This is a genomic window from Flavobacterium pisciphilum (genome assembly GCF_020905345.1).
GTDB classification, from domain to species: Bacteria; Bacteroidota; Bacteroidia; order Flavobacteriales; family Flavobacteriaceae; genus Flavobacterium; species Flavobacterium pisciphilum.
In genome coordinates this window covers 168,164-187,082 of record NZ_JAJJMO010000001.1, presented here as the reverse complement: position 1 = coordinate 187,082, position 18,919 = coordinate 168,164, and the positions used below count along the sequence as shown (strand labels likewise).

General features: G+C 30.5%; 17 protein-coding genes. 10 read left to right on the top strand and 7 right to left on the bottom strand.

Features of this window, described 5'->3' with window-relative positions:
• Positions 1 to 53: 53 nt before the first annotated feature.
• Positions 54 to 1,154: a sulfatase-like hydrolase/transferase gene (locus LNQ49_RS00830; RefSeq protein WP_229986902.1), complete on the top strand. Its 1,101-nt coding sequence runs from the start codon at positions 54 to 56 to the stop codon at positions 1,152 to 1,154.
• A gap of 181 nt (positions 1,155 to 1,335) precedes the next feature.
• Positions 1,336 to 1,929 (top strand): hypothetical protein, encoded by a 594-nt coding sequence (locus LNQ49_RS00825; RefSeq protein ID WP_229986901.1) that lies wholly within the window; start codon positions 1,336 to 1,338, stop codon positions 1,927 to 1,929.
• Positions 1,930 to 2,169: 240 nt separating this feature from the next.
• On the opposite strand, the gene LNQ49_RS00820 is transcribed toward LNQ49_RS00825, so the two are convergent.
• The 3 genes from LNQ49_RS00820 to LNQ49_RS00810 form a co-directional block, all read right to left on the bottom strand.
• Positions 2,170 to 2,586: an RICIN domain-containing protein gene (locus tag LNQ49_RS00820; RefSeq protein WP_229986900.1), complete on the bottom strand. Its 417-nt coding sequence runs from the start codon at positions 2,584 to 2,586 to the stop codon at positions 2,170 to 2,172.
• 579 nt (positions 2,587 to 3,165) lie between these two features.
• Positions 3,166 to 3,852 carry a LytR/AlgR family response regulator transcription factor gene (locus LNQ49_RS00815; protein WP_229986899.1) on the bottom strand — a complete coding sequence of 229 codons (687 nt, stop codon included), beginning with the start codon at positions 3,850 to 3,852 and terminating at the stop codon, positions 3,166 to 3,168.
• Entirely contained in the window at positions 3,849 to 4,949 is a 1,101-nt protein-coding gene (locus LNQ49_RS00810) for a sensor histidine kinase (protein ID WP_229986898.1), read from the bottom strand. The genes LNQ49_RS00815 and LNQ49_RS00810 overlap by 4 nt, the downstream gene beginning before the upstream one ends.
• A 182-nt stretch (positions 4,950 to 5,131) precedes the next feature.
• Between LNQ49_RS00810 and LNQ49_RS00805 the strand changes: the two genes are divergently transcribed.
• The 7 genes from LNQ49_RS00805 (at position 5,132) to LNQ49_RS00775 (ending at position 15,294) form a co-directional block, all read left to right on the top strand.
• On the top strand, positions 5,132 to 5,818 hold the full coding sequence (locus LNQ49_RS00805) for a DUF2490 domain-containing protein (RefSeq protein ID WP_229986897.1): 687 nt from the start codon (positions 5,132 to 5,134) through the stop codon (positions 5,816 to 5,818).
• Between the two features lie 22 nt (positions 5,819 to 5,840).
• Complete coding sequence (locus tag LNQ49_RS00800; protein ID WP_229986896.1) at positions 5,841 to 7,133, top strand: CitMHS family transporter; 1,293 nt, start codon at positions 5,841 to 5,843, stop codon at positions 7,131 to 7,133.
• 39 nt (positions 7,134 to 7,172) lie between these two features.
• Positions 7,173 to 8,411: a cation:dicarboxylate symporter family transporter gene (locus LNQ49_RS00795; RefSeq protein ID WP_229986895.1), complete on the top strand. Its 1,239-nt coding sequence runs from the start codon at positions 7,173 to 7,175 to the stop codon at positions 8,409 to 8,411.
• A gap of 296 nt (positions 8,412 to 8,707) precedes the next feature.
• Positions 8,708 to 10,969 carry a tyrosinase family protein gene (locus LNQ49_RS00790; protein WP_229986894.1) on the top strand — a complete coding sequence of 754 codons (2,262 nt, stop codon included), beginning with the start codon at positions 8,708 to 8,710 and terminating at the stop codon, positions 10,967 to 10,969.
• Positions 10,970 to 10,981: 12 nt separating this feature from the next.
• On the top strand, positions 10,982 to 12,580 hold the full coding sequence (locus LNQ49_RS00785) for an SCO family protein (protein WP_229986893.1): 1,599 nt from the start codon (positions 10,982 to 10,984) through the stop codon (positions 12,578 to 12,580).
• Positions 12,581 to 12,636: 56 nt separating this feature from the next.
• Positions 12,637 to 14,208 (top strand): FAD-binding oxidoreductase, encoded by a 1,572-nt coding sequence (locus tag LNQ49_RS00780; protein WP_229986892.1) that lies wholly within the window; start codon positions 12,637 to 12,639, stop codon positions 14,206 to 14,208.
• A 6-nt stretch (positions 14,209 to 14,214) separates the two neighbouring features.
• Positions 14,215 to 15,294, top strand: coding sequence for a hypothetical protein (locus LNQ49_RS00775; RefSeq protein ID WP_229986891.1), 1,080 nt, complete (start codon positions 14,215 to 14,217; stop codon positions 15,292 to 15,294).
• A gap of 46 nt (positions 15,295 to 15,340) precedes the next feature.
• Here the strand turns inward: LNQ49_RS00775 and LNQ49_RS00770 are convergent, their stop codons facing one another.
• Complete coding sequence (locus LNQ49_RS00770) at positions 15,341 to 15,700, bottom strand: hypothetical protein (RefSeq protein WP_229986890.1); 360 nt, start codon at positions 15,698 to 15,700, stop codon at positions 15,341 to 15,343.
• 203 nt (positions 15,701 to 15,903) lie between these two features.
• Between LNQ49_RS00770 and LNQ49_RS00765 the strand changes: the two genes are divergently transcribed.
• The gene (locus tag LNQ49_RS00765) at positions 15,904 to 16,467 is read left to right on the top strand and encodes a DUF6642 family protein (RefSeq protein ID WP_229986889.1); all 564 of its coding nucleotides are present in this window, start codon (positions 15,904 to 15,906) and stop codon (positions 16,465 to 16,467) included.
• Between the two features lie 29 nt (positions 16,468 to 16,496).
• Here LNQ49_RS00765 and LNQ49_RS00760 read toward each other — a convergent pair whose 3' ends face one another.
• The 3 genes from LNQ49_RS00760 to LNQ49_RS00750 all read right to left on the bottom strand — a co-directional run bounded on the left by LNQ49_RS00760 (position 16,497) and on the right by LNQ49_RS00750 (position 18,869).
• Complete coding sequence (locus tag LNQ49_RS00760; RefSeq protein WP_229986888.1) at positions 16,497 to 17,447, bottom strand: hypothetical protein; 951 nt, start codon at positions 17,445 to 17,447, stop codon at positions 16,497 to 16,499.
• Between the two features lie 10 nt (positions 17,448 to 17,457).
• Entirely contained in the window at positions 17,458 to 18,183 is a 726-nt protein-coding gene (locus tag LNQ49_RS00755; RefSeq protein WP_229986887.1) for an NADase-type glycan-binding domain-containing protein, read from the bottom strand.
• 359 nt (positions 18,184 to 18,542) lie between these two features.
• Positions 18,543 to 18,869, bottom strand: a complete 327-nt coding sequence (locus LNQ49_RS00750) for a DMT family transporter (RefSeq protein WP_229986886.1) — start codon at positions 18,867 to 18,869, stop codon at positions 18,543 to 18,545.
• Between the last annotated feature and the right edge of the window lie 50 nt (positions 18,870 to 18,919).

Genomic DNA, 18,919 nt, shown 5'->3' with positions numbered 1-18,919 from the left:
TAGGAAAAAGAATAAAATAAATAATTATAGTCTAAAGCTTAATTTATCAAAAAATGAGAAAAACAGTAACAATTACAAGTATAGTTTTATTATCCTTTTTTGGAATGCATGCGCAACAAAAGGAAACCTCAAAGAAGCCCAAAATCGTGTTAATTACTTTAGATGGTTTCCGATGGGAGGAATTATTCACAGGTGCAGATGCAAACCTTATTAATGAAAAAAAATATGTTAAGGATGTTAAAGATTTAAAAACTAAGTTTTGGAGAAACACACCTGAAGAAAGAAGAAGTGTTCTAATGCCTTTTTTCTGGAATGAGGTGACCAAAATGGGACAATTACACGGAAATAGAAATGAAGGAAGTAATGTGAACTTAACCAATACAATGTGGTTTTCGTATCCTGGATACAATGAAATTTTAACTGGTGCAGCAGATGATAAACGAATTAGCAGTAATGACAAAATCAATAATCCAAACACTACTATTCTAGAAAAGGTAAATAATCTATCGTCTTACAAAGGAAAGGTTGCGGCTTTTGGTAGTTGGGATGTATTCCCATTTATTATTAATAGAGAACGTTCCCAATTGCCTATAAATGCAGGTTTTGAATTGGCCACAGGAAAGAAACTTACTCCTAGAGAAGCTTTTCTGAATGAATTACAACCAATAGTTCCATCACCTTGGGATTCAGTTCGACTTGATGCTTTTACATCTAATTATGCGTTAGAATATATGAAAAAGGAACATCCTGAATTGATTTATATCGCTTATGGAGAAACAGATGACTTTGCACACGATGGGAACTATGAAGCCTATTTAAAATCAGCAAATGCAACAGATACATTAATCAAACAATTATGGGATTTTACTCAGAAAGATTCTTTTTATAAAAACAATACCATTTTTATTATTTCAACAGATCATGGTAGGGGGACAGAACCCTTGGATAAATGGAGAGATCACGGTTCAGATGTAAAAGGAGCCAATCAAGTTTGGTTAGTTATTTTTGGAAATGGAGTAGAAGCACAAGGAGAAATTAAATCAAAAGAACAATTGTACAGCAACCAAATTTCACCAACAATTTTACAGCTTTTAGATTCCTCTTCAAAAGACCCACAGATGAAAGGTTTCCCTTTACAAATTCTTAAAAAGTAATACAATAATAAAAGTCAAAATATCTATTTATCTTCTAAAAATCTAGTAATATTTTAAGAAAAGTAATAAAAATTATTCTCGATAAAATGCTAGCGCCTTTTTTGTATAGTTGGAATTTAAATAATTTGAATTGAATATCTTTGGTTTCAATTCAAATTTGAAAATATTCATTCGATAATCAATGCGAACAATAAAACAGAGAAGGTTATTTACAAAAAAAGAGTACAATATTCTTGATAACAAATTACATTATAAAACGTCTTATATAGGAGGAGAAAGCGAAGGAATAGTTGCTTTTGAAAATTTATCAAAAGAAAAGATGACCTATAAATCTAGTAATTCAATAATTTTATTGATTTCAATTTTATTTTATGGGATCGCAGGAATAGGATATTATTTTCGTGATGAAAAAGACTCTGATCCAAACATGTGGATTGCATCAACATGTACAGCAACTATTTTATTGATTATATACTTCACAATGAATGAAAATTCATGGAAAATTAGAACTCACAATAACGGTTATATTTATCTATTGAAAAACAAACCGAATAAAAATATTGTTGATGATTTTATAACGACTTTATTTAATGACCGTGATAATTATTTAATAGAAAAATATTTAAACTTAGACCCTAATTTAAGTTATGAAACTCAGGTAAATGATTTAAAATGGTTATTGACTGTTGAAGCAATTACCAAAACTGATTTTGATAAAAACTATCAAAACCTAAAATTGTTATATGCTCCTAAAAAAGGGACTATTGGTTTTTAATTAATATTAAAGATAACACGATAGTCAAAATTTGTAAACTATATCTAAAATGAAAATCAAATCTTAGATATTTTTTTAGAGTTTTTAAGTTGGTAGTCAGATAATAAAAAATCAGATTTAGAAAAGCAACTTCAAAAATAGTTATAAAAAAACTGCTTGAATATAATTTCAAGCAGTTTTTAATGAATTATAAACTTAGGAAAGTTATACAATAACTCATAATTAAAGTACTAGCCTTAATTATTGAATAATTCTCCATAAGAAATTATCTGTAGTAGGTGTATTACCTTGGCAAGCATGAGCACCATTATCTTTACTTGCGTTTAATATGTTTAGATATTGTCCACTGCTTTTTACCTGAAGCTTAAAATAAACTCCACCAGCAGGAATAAACTGCCATAAGAAATTATCTGTAGTAGGTGTATTACCCTGACATGCTACAGCTCCATTATCTTTACTTGCATTTAATATATTTAAGTATTGACCACTACTTTTTACCCTAATCAAAAAATAACCTCCAACTGTTGTAGATGGTATTAATTCCCATAAGAAATTATCCGTTGTAGGTGTATTACCTTGGCAAGCTACAGCTCCATTATCCTGACTTGCGTTTAAAATATTTAAATATTGACTACTGCTTTTTACTTGTATTTTCATGATACTTAAAATTTATTTTGTTTGTTCCTACTCATAAGGCTTTTCAGATTTCACCTCGTTTTTATAGTGGTTTCTGAACTCCACTTTAAATAAACTTATTTTCAAAAATAAATCCAGCTAGCGTTTTACTTCTTTAGTAAATCTATTGTTATCCAATGACTTATGTGTGTAAAATGTTATGAGTGTACATTTTTCATCCATGGGATAGGGAAATTCATAGTACCGCCATAATATGGACACTGTTTTTTGCACAACTAAATGTAAATGGTGGTTTTATTTTGCCAAAAGACAAAAGGAAGAACAACTGTTAATCCAGAAACTGCGTATATGATCGCATGGAATAGCCTGAGTTTAGTTGGATTACTAAATCAGGAGTCAAAAATCAAGGTGTTTTCAAATCTAATTACTAAAAAAAAGCAACTCAACTAGCTATTATATTTGATTTTAAGGAAGAGACTTCAGGTGAAAGCAAAAAAAATGTTGTCTTATTAGATTTCTATTTCTTCTCTATTAACAAAATCTAAAGAGAATATATGTATGCTGCTATTCTAACATCTATTTTCTATTTAAAATGAAGCTTTAATTTAATTTGAGGTTGTTTTTATACGTACGACCTATTGGTAATTCTTTACCATTTTTTAATAGTACAGTACGGGAATTAAAAGAAGCTATATGTTCTTTTATAATAAGATATGATTTGTGGATTCTTATAAATCCGAGATGACGGTGCAATTCTTCAAATTTTGTCATCCGTTCTAATACCATGTGCTTTTTGTATCGGGATACAATTTTTATATATTCACCAAAACCTTCTACCCAGTATATATCATCGAGTTTAATCTTATTTATAATATAATCTGACTTAAACATGATAAAATCCTCTACGGTATCTTTTGTTTGTTTAAAAAGGTAATATTCTTTTGCTTTGGTTATTGCTTTTTCAAAACGCTCAAAGCTTATAGGCTTTATAAGGTAATCAATGACATCGAGTTCAAAAGCCTTAGCAGCATGTTGCTCTTCTGCAGTTATAAAAATACAAAGCGGCTTATTTTTAGCCTTTTTTAAAAGTTCTATGCCGTTTATGTTGGGCATATTTATGTCAAGGATTAATAAATCAACCTCATTTTTATTTAGGAACAAAATTGCATTTTCAGGATTACTAAATGTGTTTAATAAGTTTATCCCTTTAAGATTAGTACAATAGGTTTTAATAAGTTCAAGTGCAGGATACTCATCGTCAACAGCTATGGTTTGTAATTCTTTCATATTTTAATTTTGAGAGTAGAAAAATACGTTTTATTTGATAATTCCTCAACTAGTCTGTAGTTTTCTGCATATTGAATAGTCAATATTTTTTTTAATGCTTTCATTCCCATTCCTTTATAAGTATGGTTATTAGTATTTATATTGTGATCAGGTATAGAATTAGTCAGTTTAAAAACAATGTAATCTTCATCCTTGTAAAATTGTACTTTTATATACGACTCATTTTCATTGCCAATACCAGAATGTTTTAATGCATTTTCAAAAAGTGCAAAGTATATCGATGGAGGTATTTCTAATTGTTCTTGAATTTCTTCATCATTAAGTTCAAATTCTATAGGAAGTGTATTGTTGTATTTTAATTGATACAAACCAGCAAGTGCTTTAATCATTTCAAATTCCTTCTGTATAGTAATCGTATTCTTGTCTGTTTCATATATTACATATTGTAGTAATTGACTTAATTGTAATATGGCTTCCGAAGTGTTTTTTTGCGGATTATAGCTCCCAGAATAAATGTTATTAAGAGTGTTTAATAAAAAATGAGGATTGATTTTAGATTTCATTAAATTAAGATCAGTCTCATTTTTTTTAAATTCTAAATTCTTATAATCATATTCTATTAAAAATTTGTGTTTTGATATTCCTAAAAATGAAGCCACTAAGATGACAATACTCTGAGATGCATAAACGCTTATTAAAAAAAGACTTTCATTTGAGCCAGCTGTATGATTAACATGAAATTTTGGTTCAACTAGTAAACGCAACAAAGAAGTAGATATAAATAAAATCAGAGCATACAGAATATATTCAGGATATTTATTTGTCTGATAATAAGTACCAACAAGATACGAATAGCATACTATATAAAGCATAATGTTTACAACCATCGTAAATAGCACATTGTATAATGCGTAAGGCATGGTCGTAAAATAAAGCGTACTATTTACTAAGGCTGCACTATAGATAATAAAAAAGATAAAATGCTGAAATGTAATTAGATTACTCCACTGTTTTGTCATTAATCGATTTATAATCTTTTGTTCAAAGAGAAGTCGGAATGCAGCTAGCAGAATAAGAATATTTATTAGTAAAACCATACTTTTTTATTATAAAAATTACTTACCGTTTAAAAAAAAGCCTTTAAAATTGAATATATCATTTTATTTAGCAAGCCTTATTGTGTAGTTCACTTATTATATATGTCGTTCACTGAAAATTAGATTTTTTCCAGATACCATTCACATACTTTTATCTCGGTCAAAATTTAACAATTATCAAAATGTCTATAAAAAATATATCAATTCTATTTTTTCTAATCTTATTTTCTGTCAAGAGTAATGCTCAGAAAGATAATCTTAACACATGGTTCCAATATACTATGTCGGCAAAATTAAGTCAAAAATACAGTTTTACTGCTTTATCGCAATATCGTTCTTATGATTTGGTAAAAGATTCGCGGCTTTTTTTAGTATCAACATATCTTGAGAGAAAACTGGAAAATGAAATCTATCCAGCTATGGGATACATGTTTCTTGTTTTAGAACCCTATAATAGTGACATGGAAAAAAAGATACGTTATGAAAACAGACCTTTCCAGCAAGTATCTTTTAAAAATAAGATAGGTAGAACGGTTTTACTACACCGATACAGGATAGAAGAACGGTTTTTGACAAATCCAGACGATTTCATTGTTAGGCTTAGATATCTTATTTCGTTTAAAATCCCTTTAAACAAAGCAAGTGAAAAAAATACTTTATACGGTATACTTAAAAATGAGATACGTATGAATGTTGTAAAAGAAGAACAGTTTGATAGTAACAGGATCACTGCAGGTCTTGGAATCAATTTGGGAGAAAAATCAGCTTTAGAATTCTCTTTTGTCAACCAACTAAACTCATCAGACACTAGTAATTATGTGTTACTAGGTTTTAGAAATTCTTTCGACTGGTCTAAATCAGAAAATTAATAACTTCAAAACATACATTACCATGCTTACTACCTTAGGCTTTACAATGATTATCGTATTTATGTACCTTATCATGTCTAAAAGACTGTTTCCGTTAACAGCTCTAATACTTATACCAATAATTTTTGCTCTTTTTGGAGGCTTCGCATCAGATTTAGGCCCTATCATTATGGATGGTGTAAAGAATATTGCGCCTACAGGCATTATGCTTATTTTTGGAATACTTTTTTTTAGCATAATGATTGATGCTGGATTGTTTGATCCGTTAGTGAACCTGATACTTAAATTTGCAAAAGGTGATCCTGTAAAAATTGCGTTTGGTACAGCTGTGCTAACTGTTCTTGTATCGTTGGATGGAGATGGAGCAACAACTTATATGATTGTAGTAGCTGCAATGTTACCATTATATAAGAAGTTAGGAATGAATCCATTGGTACTATCTTGCATTATAATGCTTGGTGGTGGAGTAATGAATATTCTCCCTTGGGGCGGACCTACAGCAAGGGCAATGACTACACTTAAAATGGATGCAACAGAGCTTTTTGTGCCTATGATACCTGTAGTTATTGGCGGAGTTGTTTGGGTACTTTTATGTTCAGTATGGCTTGGAATGAAAGAAAAAAAGAGAATTTCAAAAACAGATTTTATAAATCCATATTTAGATAATGAAGAAACAATAGGAGTACAACGACAATTAAAAAGACCAGGACTTATATGGTTTAATTTAGCCTTAACACTAACGCTTTTAGCAACAATGATGTTTGATGTTCTTCCACTTGCTGTTTCATTTATGATTGCTTTTTGCATAGGTCTTATTATTAACTATCCAAAAATTGATGAACAACAAAAGGTTCTTAAATTGCATGCAGGCAATGCTCTTTCGGTAGCATCAATGATTTTTGCTGCTGGTATATTTACAGGAATCCTTTCAGGAACAGGGATGATGGATGCTATGGCGAAATCAATGATATCTGTAGTGCCAGATACTTGGGGAAGATTATTTCCTGTTCTAACAGCAGTAACCAGTGCTCCATTGACGTTTTTTTTAAGCAATGATGCGTATTATTTTGGTATATTACCGCTTATAACCGAAACTGGTCTTCATCTTGGAGCTACAAAATTAGAAATAGGAACAGCTTCGTTAATTGGCCAAGGGGTTCATTTGTTAAGTCCATTGGTACCATCTACTTATCTTTTAGTAGGTTTAGCTGGAGTTGAATTTTCAGACCATCTAAAATTCACAATAAAATGGGCATTAGGATCATCTCTCGCTATGCTAATTACAGCTATTATTATTGGACTTATTACTTTTTAAATAACCTTTATATCTTTGTTCATTATTTAACATTACATAATGCAAAACCAACAACCTATAAATACATCTGTATCAGGCAAATTCGTAAAAAATTTGGCCTCATATGTATTTGTAGCATTATTGCTAGGGGTTGTTGTAGGGCATTATTTTCCTGAAAAAGGGATTAAATTAGATTTTTTAGGAACAAGTTTTCTCTATTTGATTGAACCATTTATTCAACCAGTAATTTTTTTAACTATTGTAATAGGAGTAAGTGGAGTAGGTAACTTAAAAAAAGTTCGCAGCATAAGTTTTAAGGCAATAGCTTATTTTATTGTAATTACAACAGCGGCTATTTTATTGGGTGTAGCAAGCGCACTCTTTATTGAACCAGGTAAAATAGCAAAAAGCCATATTCCTGCCATTGGTATTCCTTCAAAGATTAATAATGCAGAATTTAATGACGACTGGTTTAATTTTTTGATACTTAACAGGCCTTTAATACTACTATTACTAGCTATATTATTTGGGATTGCACTAAGTTTTTCACGACATAGAGAACAATTGGTCATTAAGCTACAAAAAGTATCTTATTTTTTATATAAAGTACTTATGTATCTATTTTACCTCATTCCAATTGCAGCTTTTGGCGGTATGGCTTATGCGGTTTCTAAGTTTGGCATTGATAGCCTGCTGCCATTAGGCAAACTATTAGCAACAACTTATATCACTATGGCCTTTTTCATATTTGCAGTTTTGGGGCTTATATTTAGGTATTATAAAATTAGCCTTTGGAAGTTTCTAATCTATATTAAAGAAGAATTACTGATTGTTTTCGGTACTTCATCATCTCGAACAGCTTTTCCGCTTATTGTTGCTAAGCTTGAAAAGGCTGGTTGTAGCAAAGCTGTTGTAGGGTTATGTATACCACTTGGCTATTCTTTTAATCTGGCTGGAGCAGCTATATTTTTACCAGTCTGTACATTATTTGTTGCTCAGCTTTTTGATATACCACTGTCTCTAGAGGATATTATAACTATTATATTGGTAATTATGATAACTTCAAAAGTAGCATCAGGAGTGCCAGGTTCTGGTTTTATAGCTTTAACAATTACTTTTACTACATTACATAAATTTCCTGTAGAAGCATTGGCTCTTTTATTTAGTGTGGATAAATTCATGAATGAAGCCAGAACGATTACCAATTTCATAGGTAATGCTGCGGGTGCAGTAATTATCTCAAAATTTGAAAAAGATTTTATCCCTAATCCAGAAGTAGATCTTTCTATTACAAATTAATTCCCTTACAATCAATTAAATATAATTCAGATAGCGCAGATTTATAATCTGTGCCACAAAGAAAAACAGCAAAGCCACTTCATGATGAAGTGGCTTTATTATTTACTATTTATCGAAGTAAATAATTTTAGTAACTAGAATTGATTTAGTTGCTATTTTTCGATGCTTTATTAATAAAATCAGGTATAAATACGGAGAACCACTATATAAATTTAGAATACTTTTACTACAAATGATAGGTCGAGATATATAAATCGAATTATTATAAAAGTAAAATCTAAATCAAATATTTTAAAATGTCACAAAAATCAAATTTTGCATTGTCGTTTATTGGTATAAATGACAATGCAAGTCCAGAAGCTGCATACATCACATGGACACCTACAAAATTTAGAATTTCGCGTTCAGACAGCTCCAATTCAGAAAAAATAACCCTTGATCAAGAACAACTTAAGGACACAGTTCTTGAATTTCCAAAAGATATTGATTTATCAAAATTAGGAGTTCCAACACTATTATTTTATGATAATAACGTTATTGGAACAAAAGGTAAAGAATCATTTGAAATACAATTTAAAATAGGAGAAAGTCATAAAGACATTTTTATTGGCGGAAAATTTCAAGCTGAAAAATTGTTCAATGGAGCTAGTCCAGAAGATTTAGACATTAGAATAAAAGCCATAAAAGATGGAGTAGAAATTACTGCTATAAAAACAATGATACGCGTTAGAAAAAACGCAAACTTATTATCTAAAAATGCTAAAGTTGCTTATTTACATGCCTTATCTACAGTTAACAAAGCAGATTCAGAAGGCCGAGGAATAGGAATTTATTCAACAGACTTTTTTAAAATGCACGTCAAAGGATCAAAATCTATTGCTCACGGAACAGAAGTGTTTTTACCTTGGCATAGGCTTTATCTTCTTGATTTAGAAAGGCAATTGCAAATTGTAGACCCTAAAGTTTCTTTGCATTATTGGAAATTTGATGAACCAGCTCCTAATATTTTTAAAGCAGATTTTCTGGGAGAAAGTATCATTGACCGAGCAGATAATCCTATTATGACAAATGGAGTCTCTACAAATTTCGCACGATTTAATGCTGATAATCCCTTAAAATTTTGGTCAATTGACCGTGAAAAATTAATTCGAAGAATGTCATGGTTTGACAATCAAAAAGAACAAGCTGGTTTTAATGAATATGATGAAAAAACAAAACAAGTATCTTTTTATGCTGTTCAAAAAGAATCAGAAACCTATAATAATAAGCAATATCTCTTTAAACAAATAAAGGATAAAAGCGGGAAGCTTAGCACAGATGATAAATCATTCACAGTATTAGAAGGTGATCCACATGGATATACACATGTGAGTAATAATGGTTATGTAAACTATGTTCCCACAGCACCAAAAGACCCAATTTTCTTTTTTTTACATTCAAACGTAGAACGTATGTGGGGGAAATGGCAGACAATGCATAAGTTATTTGATCCGTCATCTGAAAAGAATTATCCCAATCAAAAAGAGGATCCTTCGATTCCAAGTTGGAAAAATGTGAATGCACAGTTATGGCCATGGAATGGAAAAGTAACTCCTAATGAATACCATTATGAGGCTCCAGGTACAAGAACAAATAATTTTACTAAATCCGATTGTTATAAAAACTTTGAAAACAATAGCCCAATCATAAAAGATGCCTTAGATCCTTTTGGTGTAATAGATTACAGCAATTATTTAGGCTTTGAATATGATGATGCAGCGGCTTTTTTAAATGCTTATTCTCCAAAAATTGAAAACAATAATAAATTGATTCAAGCTTTAAAAACCTCAGGGCTACGAATTTTACATAAAGAAAAAGATGTTGAAGACCTTATAGAAGTAATGGAGCAATTAATAAACAGGAACTCAAGAACAAATGAGAACTCCACTAAATTATTTGCATCAACTAATAATGCCCCAGAATTACGTACTGTATTAAATACGTTAACGCTTAATAAAATATTTTCATCAGAGATACCTAAATTATCCGCTACTATAAATAATACTTTAGAAAAATTACTTACTGTAGCAGATCACATTGAAGAAGTAGATGCAATACTTATTCCATTAGTCTATGCTGACAATCGAGACATAATCCACCAACTAGAATTAAATTTTAAAAAATTAGAAAATGACATAACTTCTGATGTTTCTGTTAGGTATTACGATAGTGGCAGTGATAAGTATGAAACAAAATCGTTCTCTAGGTATTTAGTCATTTATTTATTAGCACTTTATGACTATGAATTTATTCAAGATGATAAAATATACGACCTTATAACTAAGAATAAGGCAATTATATTCAACAAAATAGGAGAGGAGGAGTATTTAGATCTTTTAATCACATTATTGGGCTTTGCTTCAAACGAAACAATTAAAAGAATATTCCTGAACTCATTAGAATCTACAAACTTCTTAGTAGATCTTGAAGCCAAATTAAAAAACACAAAAGAAGAAAAGACAGTAAACAAAATATGGGCTTTGCACACACTTTTTAATAATGCGCTAAAGAACAAATAAAAATCTGACACAATGATTAATCAACAAATAAAAGAACTCGGTAGTACTACATCAACGGAAGACTTTATCCTATTGATTGATTCTATTAAAGTGACAGATCAAAAATTTAATAACTTGTTATTGGTGGAACTTTTATCAGAAAGACATCCTATTTATAAAGATAGAAGTTCAATAGCATCATCTCACATGCGTGGTTACCTTATTGAGGCATTCTACAATATTGGAATGCCTCAAAAAGGACTACCATATATCCTAGAAGAGCTAGAAACCTCATTTTCTCCTTATATAATTGCTGCTTCAGCAAAAGCAGTTAGAGGAATTAAAGAGCCACATTCGGGTGTAGCAGCTTTTTTGAACAAAAGTATTTACAACATTTGGCAAGCAGATGCAATTGTCAACTATTCCTCTTTTCTAGGGCCTTACAATCAGAACTACAATACAACTGCCTTAAAAGAAATTTTCGAAAGTTTAAAATGGCTAAACGGGAAAGCACAGTATATTTTGCCAGATTTATATCATTTAGAAACACAACTAAGTGAGTATCTCAGTTCTGAGAACAACACACTATTAACAGAGTGCATAAAAGTTATAGAAAAGGCTACTCCTTCATTAGATGATTGCTGCACTATACCAATTGAAGTATATAATCAAGCAGATACTTTCTTTTCTTCAAAATCAGAAATTGAATTAGGGAGCATTGTATTGCAAGATCAAGATGGTAATGAATTAGGGTGGAATGATTATTTCAAAGGAAAATATACAGTCTTGTCTTTTTTTTATACCAAATGTCATAACCCGCGTAAGTGCATTCAAACCATATACAACTTGGTTAATATTCAAAAGAAAATCATTGGAAACAATCAGTATAGTACTGTTCAGACAGCCGCAATAACCTATGATCCATTATACGATACGAGTTCTATATTAAAATCATATGGGAATAATCGAAACTATCATTTCGATAAAAATAATAGAATGTTCAGAGTTACATCTGGCATGGAGTCTTTGATTGAAAGTTTAAACATAGGAGTAAATTATAAAGGAAACGATGTTAATGTTCACAGAATCGAGGTGTACATTATCAATCCTGAAGGCAAAATAGAAAAATCATTCCTTAGGTTTCAAGCAGAGGAAAAATTAATAATTGGAGCTTTAAATGAGTTAATCACAGATAAAAAACCTATTCAAAAAGAGAAAAAGGTATCTGTAATAAACCGAATTTCAACAGTAATACTGCCCATTTTAATTGCCTTTTTTCCTAAGTGTCCGATGTGTTGGATGGCATATCTCAATTTAATTGGAATCAGTGGTATTGTTTCTATCAAGCATCAACCTTGGCTCATTTATGTATTCATAGGTTTAGCTATTATTAATTTAATTAATCTTTATAGATTATCTAAAAAAAGAAACGGTCTACTTCCTTTCTATTTAGCGCTTTTCGGAACTGTTATGCTGGGTGTGAATTTTTGGCTAAACCTGAGTGTACTATTTGTGGCAGTAGGATTGTTTTTAACACTCATTTCCGCCTTATTAAACAGTTTAAGTTTTAAACTATATCATAAATTTTTTCACTTTATAAATGAAAAATGGATAACATTAAAATATGCCTAGTTAATGACTAGGCGAACTCTGATTTCTATCTAATTCAATCAATTTAAATTAATACTATGAAAAATTGTTCTGTTACAGTAATTCTCAAAGGTTCAGAAGGTTATGAAGATGCTAGAGAAATTTCGAATCTCTTATTACTAAATGATAATAAGTTAAGTCCCGATGAAATTGCATATTGTGAATCTGCAGAAGATGTCAAATGCGTATTGGAGTATTGTCAAGAAAATAATAAACTATTTAGAATTCGCTCTGGTGGACATCATCATGAAGGAGCTTGCACAGCAGATAATGTAGTAGTCATTGATACTTCGAAAATGAATAAGATGATTATTAATAAAACAACAAAAACGGTAGTAATCCCATCTGGAACTAAACTAAAAGATGTATATGATGAACTTAATAAGTACGAATTAGTAATTCCTGGTGGTGGTTGCGATTCTGTAGCAATTGGAGGTTTGGCACAAGGAGGAGGCTGGGGGCCTTACTCTAGATTATACGGTATGACATGTGATTCATTAGTAAGCGCTAAAATTGTAATAACAGATGGGAAAACGGGGTTTAAAATAGTTGATGTAAACGCAGAAAATGAACACAAGGACTTATTTAAAGCATTAAAAGGCTCAGGAGGAGGAAATTTCGGAGTCGTTACTAGTTTTACTTTTAAAACACAATCATTAGTAGGCTTGAAAAAAGTATCATTTCATATTCAAATCACTAATGAAGCAACATCCCAAGCCATACTAAATAAATGGTTTAAAAATGCTTCACAGGCAACCAATGTGATAACCTCTTTTGCAAGAGTATATCCTAGTGAAAATACTATGCGTTTATATATTTCTGGTATTATGATAGCAGGAAAAAAAGATAATGACCAAGCAATCAAGAAACAAATAGCTACAATTATTGACAAAGACTTCCCAACGGAATATATAAAATTTCAACAAAGTGCACTAAGTACCAAAAGTATTCAAAATGACATATTAAATATTGAAAATTTTTCATCTATTGAAAATAGTATTAGTAGCGATGTATTTATAAGTGATAGTATTAAAACACAAGAAAGAGGAAATTCAGATGCTCCAACATCAACCTGTGATCTTCCCCATCCGCATAAAATAAGTTCCTTTTTTCCTAAAAAGGGGATAGATTACGCAGCTTTAACAGCTGCCATCTTCCAATATATGAACAAGGATCACGGATTCGGAAAAAAACTAAATTGTTATTTAAGCCTTCATGGAATGGGAGGCAAGATTAAGGATGGAGATAACTTTTTTTATTATAAGGATCGAGATTTTATGTTCCAAATTCAAGCTTGGTGGTCAAATCCTTATGATACAGATGATGATAAATACTTAACTTGGGTAGAAGGCTTAAGATTGGACTTGAGTCTTAAGGGATTTACTGAAGGATGCTTTGTCAATTTTCCTGATTACAATTGTATAAGAAAATCTGAAAAATCTGCAAAATATGACCCTGCGAATGATAATCAACGCATTGAACTATTAATTAAATTTTATGAGAGACGTTATTTGATGGATTTATTAAAAATCAAACAAAAATATGATAGTAAAAATCTCTTTTTACATGAGATGAGTTTAAAATCAGGATTTATAAACAATTTAATTTAAAAGAAAATGAGTCAAAAATCAGAATTTCAGAAAAATGAATGGATTGGTGGATTTGAAGAGTCTAATCCCGAATTTAAGTATCCAAAACCAGATCTTAGTTCCTTACCGATACTAGATAATATGGCAAATATTGACAAACTACAACGTCAAATGAAGGCAGAATGGCCTGAGTTTAGTTGGTTGACCAAATTAGAAGTCCAAAAATCGAGGTGTTTTCAAATGTTTGCAAATAATATTTCAAGAATTGGTTATACAGACGAGGGTCGTGTATTTTCAATTATTTGCCCACAGCAAGGGGCTTATCTAAAAAGTGTCGGAATAAATATAAACGTAGAAGTAACCGTTACGGGACAAAGAGGCTGGGTAAATGAAACCACCAAAGAAATGGCTGCCGATTTAGGTGTCGTTGGAAAAATATGGTTTTCACCAGATAACAACTCGCATCCTTTTATTAAAGCTCTATTAAAAACATTAGACAAAACTAAGTTCCCACTTACAAAAGCTACTGCTATACAAGTACAAACCTCGCGAGTAGATGATGCTGAAGATCCATACTTTCCCTTATTACGTGGTGAAAGCGATAGATTTCAAAGTCCTGATTTCGCAAAACATGAAGAAAAAGCCTATGCTCTTGCTAATTTAGATGTTCAAATTAATGATGCTCTTTTAACAGGTGAACCAATTGTAGATAAATTTAATACTATTGTTCTTGGTATTTTTAATATATTAAGTGGTAATATGTTGAAGAAAAGCAATGTACTCAGTTGGAATATCTGGTTTAGCAACCCGTCAGTTGTCGATCAAGTAGAATGGAAAAATCATGCAGAATATTGGCGACATTCTTTAAATGTAAATCACTGTTCACCAGATGGAGATGGAACGGATGCTAAATATTTTGACGGAAGCCCCCTTATAATTAGCAAACTAGATGTTTTAATAGGACTATACAAATTATATAATGAGGTTGTTAAACCAAATCATAGAGAATTAGGAATAGAAGAATTATCAGAACTAGATTTGACTGCAATCCAATTGAACCAAGAAATAGAACTATTAAAGACAGAAAAAGCGATGAGTTTGGAATAAAATATTTTATATGCTCTAGCAAAGAAATTTAAAAAAAGAGAAACAATTAGTTTCTCTTTTTTTTGCTAAATAATAAAATTGTAGCATAAATTTGAATTATAGATTGTGCTATAGTAATAATGCCGTTTATAGGATGAGAAATCAACTCATCTTTTATAAGTGGTGGCACTATATTAATTCCAAAAACGATTAAAATTAATGATAGGTATTTAATCCAAGAAATTTCAAATCTAATTGCCAATCCCATTGCTGAAATAAAAAAAACAGCAATTGAACCAACTACTATAGATGATTTTGAGGAAAGAATTTCAGGTAAAATTAAAAAATTAATTAAACCAAGACCCGCTGAGATAAACAATAAATTAGATGATTTAATATAATTTGGGTTTAAAGTAATTCTCTTCATAAATTTATCGGGGGTATAAAATATTTAAGAGATAAAAGTAATGAAAACTTAGCTGTAATGCATAAAATTAGTCAACATTCATAAGTAAAATATACATAATGAGTAACTAGAAAACAGAATTAATTCCTTAAAACTCTTCTCGATTTTCGGCAATAAAATATACCTTTGTAGTATTATTTATTACCTACAAAAAACATAATTTTATGGATTATGATAAATTTATTTTCTGCCTCGAAGCTGTTGCCGATGTAGAAATAGACAAGACTACAGAAGTTATTAAAAACTTAGAAGAATTAGCTTTTGATCAAGGTATTTCGAGTATTCATAAAACTTGTGACACAATCGAGGGCTTAGAGGACAGCTTAAACGCATTACTTTACGATGACCACAACTTTAAAGATTATGAAATAATATATTTGGTAATGCCAGGCGAAGGAAATAGTGTTTGTCTTAATGATTATTACTATAGCTTAGAAGAAATCGCCGAAATTTTTGAAGGCAAAATGAAAGGCAAAATTTTACATTTTGCCAATGCAAAAATATTAGATTTAAGCGAGGAGGAAGCACAATACTTTCTTGATATCACTGGGGCACGTGCCATTTCAGGTTATGGAGCTCCACTTAAAAAAATAACAAGTAGTAGTACGCTTGATAAAGCTTTTTTTAGCCTATGCCAAGATGAAGATGATATAATTGAAATTGTGGAGGAATTACACCAAAAACACTACGATCTTTGTAAGCACCTCGATTTTAGATTGTATTATTAGATTTAGGTTGCCTCCGGCATTATAAAAAATTATTCTTTACAATGGTCTTTAAAAATTGACTTTTCTTCAATTAAAAAGCTACTTTTCATGGTATCAAATGTGCTTATCTTTTTATAAATATTTAGCAAATTAGTATTGTTATAATCATAATCTTCTTTATTTTCTTCTCCAGCTACATAGTTTAATTTATTTATGTAAGCATTTCTTTTTTCGTCCAACGAATAGTTCAATTTAAAAAATTCACTTTCAGTGTCAGATTCATACATTTTATACTTAGGGCTGGACAATATAATGTTTGGAGCAAAATCGACCCTTGAAATCTGAGCAAATTCAGATTTATTTAATTCATCTTCTAAATTTTGCTTTTCTCCAAAATGACTATTGTAATATAATCCACCATCTTTGTAATAGTAAGAAAAGGGATGTTTGTTTTGATCATCCGCAAAATAATACACAATGAAATCATTAAATTTTTCAGTATTATAAAAATTGTAAATTGTAGGTTTATAATCTTTGTCTCCCGATGCTTCATAAGGCAATGAACTAAATGAAATTGTATCAGCCTTTTTATTCGTAGTATACACTTCTGGAAATTGAATGCATCTGTGCCCTTTTACGTAAACTCTTTGCAATTTAGAAGTACTAAGATTAAGTTTTCCGATGTGCATAAATGTTTCTTCCTTGTTTAATCCATTTGAAAGCATGAATTTTGAGTTTTCTTTTAGTTCTGGGGTATACCTTCCATAAACTTGAAATGACTCTTTAGGAGAATCCGGGACAAAACTTACTTCTCCATGTTCCTTCAATGACCATTTACCAGTTATTAAAGTTCCGTAGCCTAATATTATAAAAGTTCCATCTGGTTTTAGGTAATGACTTCCACCTCTTAAACTATAAAATCCTACCACATCACTTTGCACTTGTGATTTTGCATTATGATTAAAAAGAACAAGTAATAACATAATAAATAATTTTCTCATTTGTAGTTTCTTAGTGTACATCAATTCCATTAAAGTAGATTTCAGTTATAGCAGTATCGTTAAATTTATCTCCTTTGTAAACTTCAATAATTTCAATTTTTAAAATTAAATCAGTTCCATTTTTGTTATGCCCAAGAGTACCAACTTCGAATATTTGATCATTTTTGGTATCTTCTAAATTTAGAATACCAAATACCTTTCCGTTAGTGCTTAATCGCAGCTTTTTAACTCTGTTATTATTCTTCCATACACTTTCTGATTTGACATATCCATTCGAAATTATAATTTGTGTAATTCTGGGGCTTTTATTTAAAAAATAATATTCTAAATATTCACCAATTCCTTCGTCAGTCTTTCCTTCAACCCAAGCTGTTTGATAACTTAGATCGTTAGCATTTTTAGCTTCGTAATTGGTGCTTTTGTCGGAGTTTAAGTATGAAGATGCTCTTACTTTATAATTCCCACCAGCACAATACCAACTACAACCACCATCTATAACATCCCACATACTTTCGACAACTTCACCATATTTTTCTAATAAGGCATCCAGTTCTTTTTGTTCAGCAGTTGTCAACTTGCTTTTTTCTAAAAGCACAGTTTGACGTTTTATTTCATTATCGGTTTTTGTACTCAAATCAACTTTTCGAATTTCCTTAGGATATATATTCTTTTCAGAATTTTGTCCATAAAAAGAACTCACAATTAATAGTAATAAAAATGTAGTTATGCCTTTCATAATAGTTTATATCAGCTATGAAAAGGTATTCGTAAGTCAAATTTTCATTGAGTTACTACCATAAACAAGCTTTTTCGTAGGCTAATATATGACTATTTTTATTACAAATATGATGAAGAATCAAGGTGAATTAAGAAATAATTATCTTAAAGATAGGAGAGGAGTTTAGTTGCCAAAAGATTTAGGAATGCGGATGCAGTATCGAATACACTGACAAAAAATGAAAATTAACATAAAGAGAGTAAAAACAACAAATGTTTTTAGAAATAGGAAAAATGGAAGTAGGAAGAGGGCTTTATATTGTAAATGCAACTTAATTGTTCTTAAATTAAGTTGCATTTTTTTATTTGTTAGCGTCATTAATGTGACACTGATTTTAAGCCTATGATAGAGCCTACCAAGGTTGCAATAAAGAACAATCTCCAAAAGTTCGTAGGGTCTTTAAACACAAAAATACCAACTAAAACTGTTCCTACGGCTCCAATTCCTGTCCATACAGCATAAGCAGTTCCAATAGGTAATGTTTGAGTGCTCTTAATAAGAAGCAACATGCTTATAACTAGTGAAGCCAGAAAACCTCCGTACCATAAATAAACATCATTTCCTGTTGCTTCCTTCGCTTTTCCTAAACACGAAGCAAAAGCGACCTCAAATAAACCTGCAATAACCAAAAGAATCCAATTCATATTTTTAAATTTTAATATGGCAAAGATCCTTTAGCAAATTCAATAATTTT

Bases quoted from the DNA above. Each gene is read 5' to 3' on its own strand.
- LNQ49_RS00830 (WP_229986902.1), top strand. From the start codon at position 54: ATGAGAAAAACAGTAACAATTACAAGTATAGTTTTATTATCCTTTTTT.
- LNQ49_RS00825 (WP_229986901.1), top strand. From the start codon at position 1,336: ATGCGAACAATAAAACAGAGAAGGTTATTTACAAAAAAAGAGTACAAT.
- LNQ49_RS00820 (WP_229986900.1), bottom strand. From the start codon at position 2,586: ATGAAAATACAAGTAAAAAGCAGTAGTCAATATTTAAATATTTTAAAC.
- LNQ49_RS00815 (WP_229986899.1), bottom strand. From the start codon at position 3,852: ATGAAAGAATTACAAACCATAGCTGTTGACGATGAGTATCCTGCACTT.
- LNQ49_RS00810 (WP_229986898.1), bottom strand. From the start codon at position 4,949: ATGGTTTTACTAATAAATATTCTTATTCTGCTAGCTGCATTCCGACTT.
- LNQ49_RS00805 (WP_229986897.1), top strand. From the start codon at position 5,132: ATGTCTATAAAAAATATATCAATTCTATTTTTTCTAATCTTATTTTCT.
- LNQ49_RS00800 (WP_229986896.1), top strand. From the start codon at position 5,841: ATGCTTACTACCTTAGGCTTTACAATGATTATCGTATTTATGTACCTT.
- LNQ49_RS00795 (WP_229986895.1), top strand. From the start codon at position 7,173: ATGCAAAACCAACAACCTATAAATACATCTGTATCAGGCAAATTCGTA.
- LNQ49_RS00790 (WP_229986894.1), top strand. From the start codon at position 8,708: ATGTCACAAAAATCAAATTTTGCATTGTCGTTTATTGGTATAAATGAC.
- LNQ49_RS00785 (WP_229986893.1), top strand. From the start codon at position 10,982: ATGATTAATCAACAAATAAAAGAACTCGGTAGTACTACATCAACGGAA.
- LNQ49_RS00780 (WP_229986892.1), top strand. From the start codon at position 12,637: ATGAAAAATTGTTCTGTTACAGTAATTCTCAAAGGTTCAGAAGGTTAT.
- LNQ49_RS00775 (WP_229986891.1), top strand. From the start codon at position 14,215: ATGAGTCAAAAATCAGAATTTCAGAAAAATGAATGGATTGGTGGATTT.
- LNQ49_RS00770 (WP_229986890.1), bottom strand. From the start codon at position 15,700: ATGAAGAGAATTACTTTAAACCCAAATTATATTAAATCATCTAATTTA.
- LNQ49_RS00765 (WP_229986889.1), top strand. From the start codon at position 15,904: ATGGATTATGATAAATTTATTTTCTGCCTCGAAGCTGTTGCCGATGTA.
- LNQ49_RS00760 (WP_229986888.1), bottom strand. From the start codon at position 17,447: ATGAGAAAATTATTTATTATGTTATTACTTGTTCTTTTTAATCATAAT.
- LNQ49_RS00755 (WP_229986887.1), bottom strand. From the start codon at position 18,183: ATGAAAGGCATAACTACATTTTTATTACTATTAATTGTGAGTTCTTTT.
- LNQ49_RS00750 (WP_229986886.1), bottom strand. From the start codon at position 18,869: ATGAATTGGATTCTTTTGGTTATTGCAGGTTTATTTGAGGTCGCTTTT.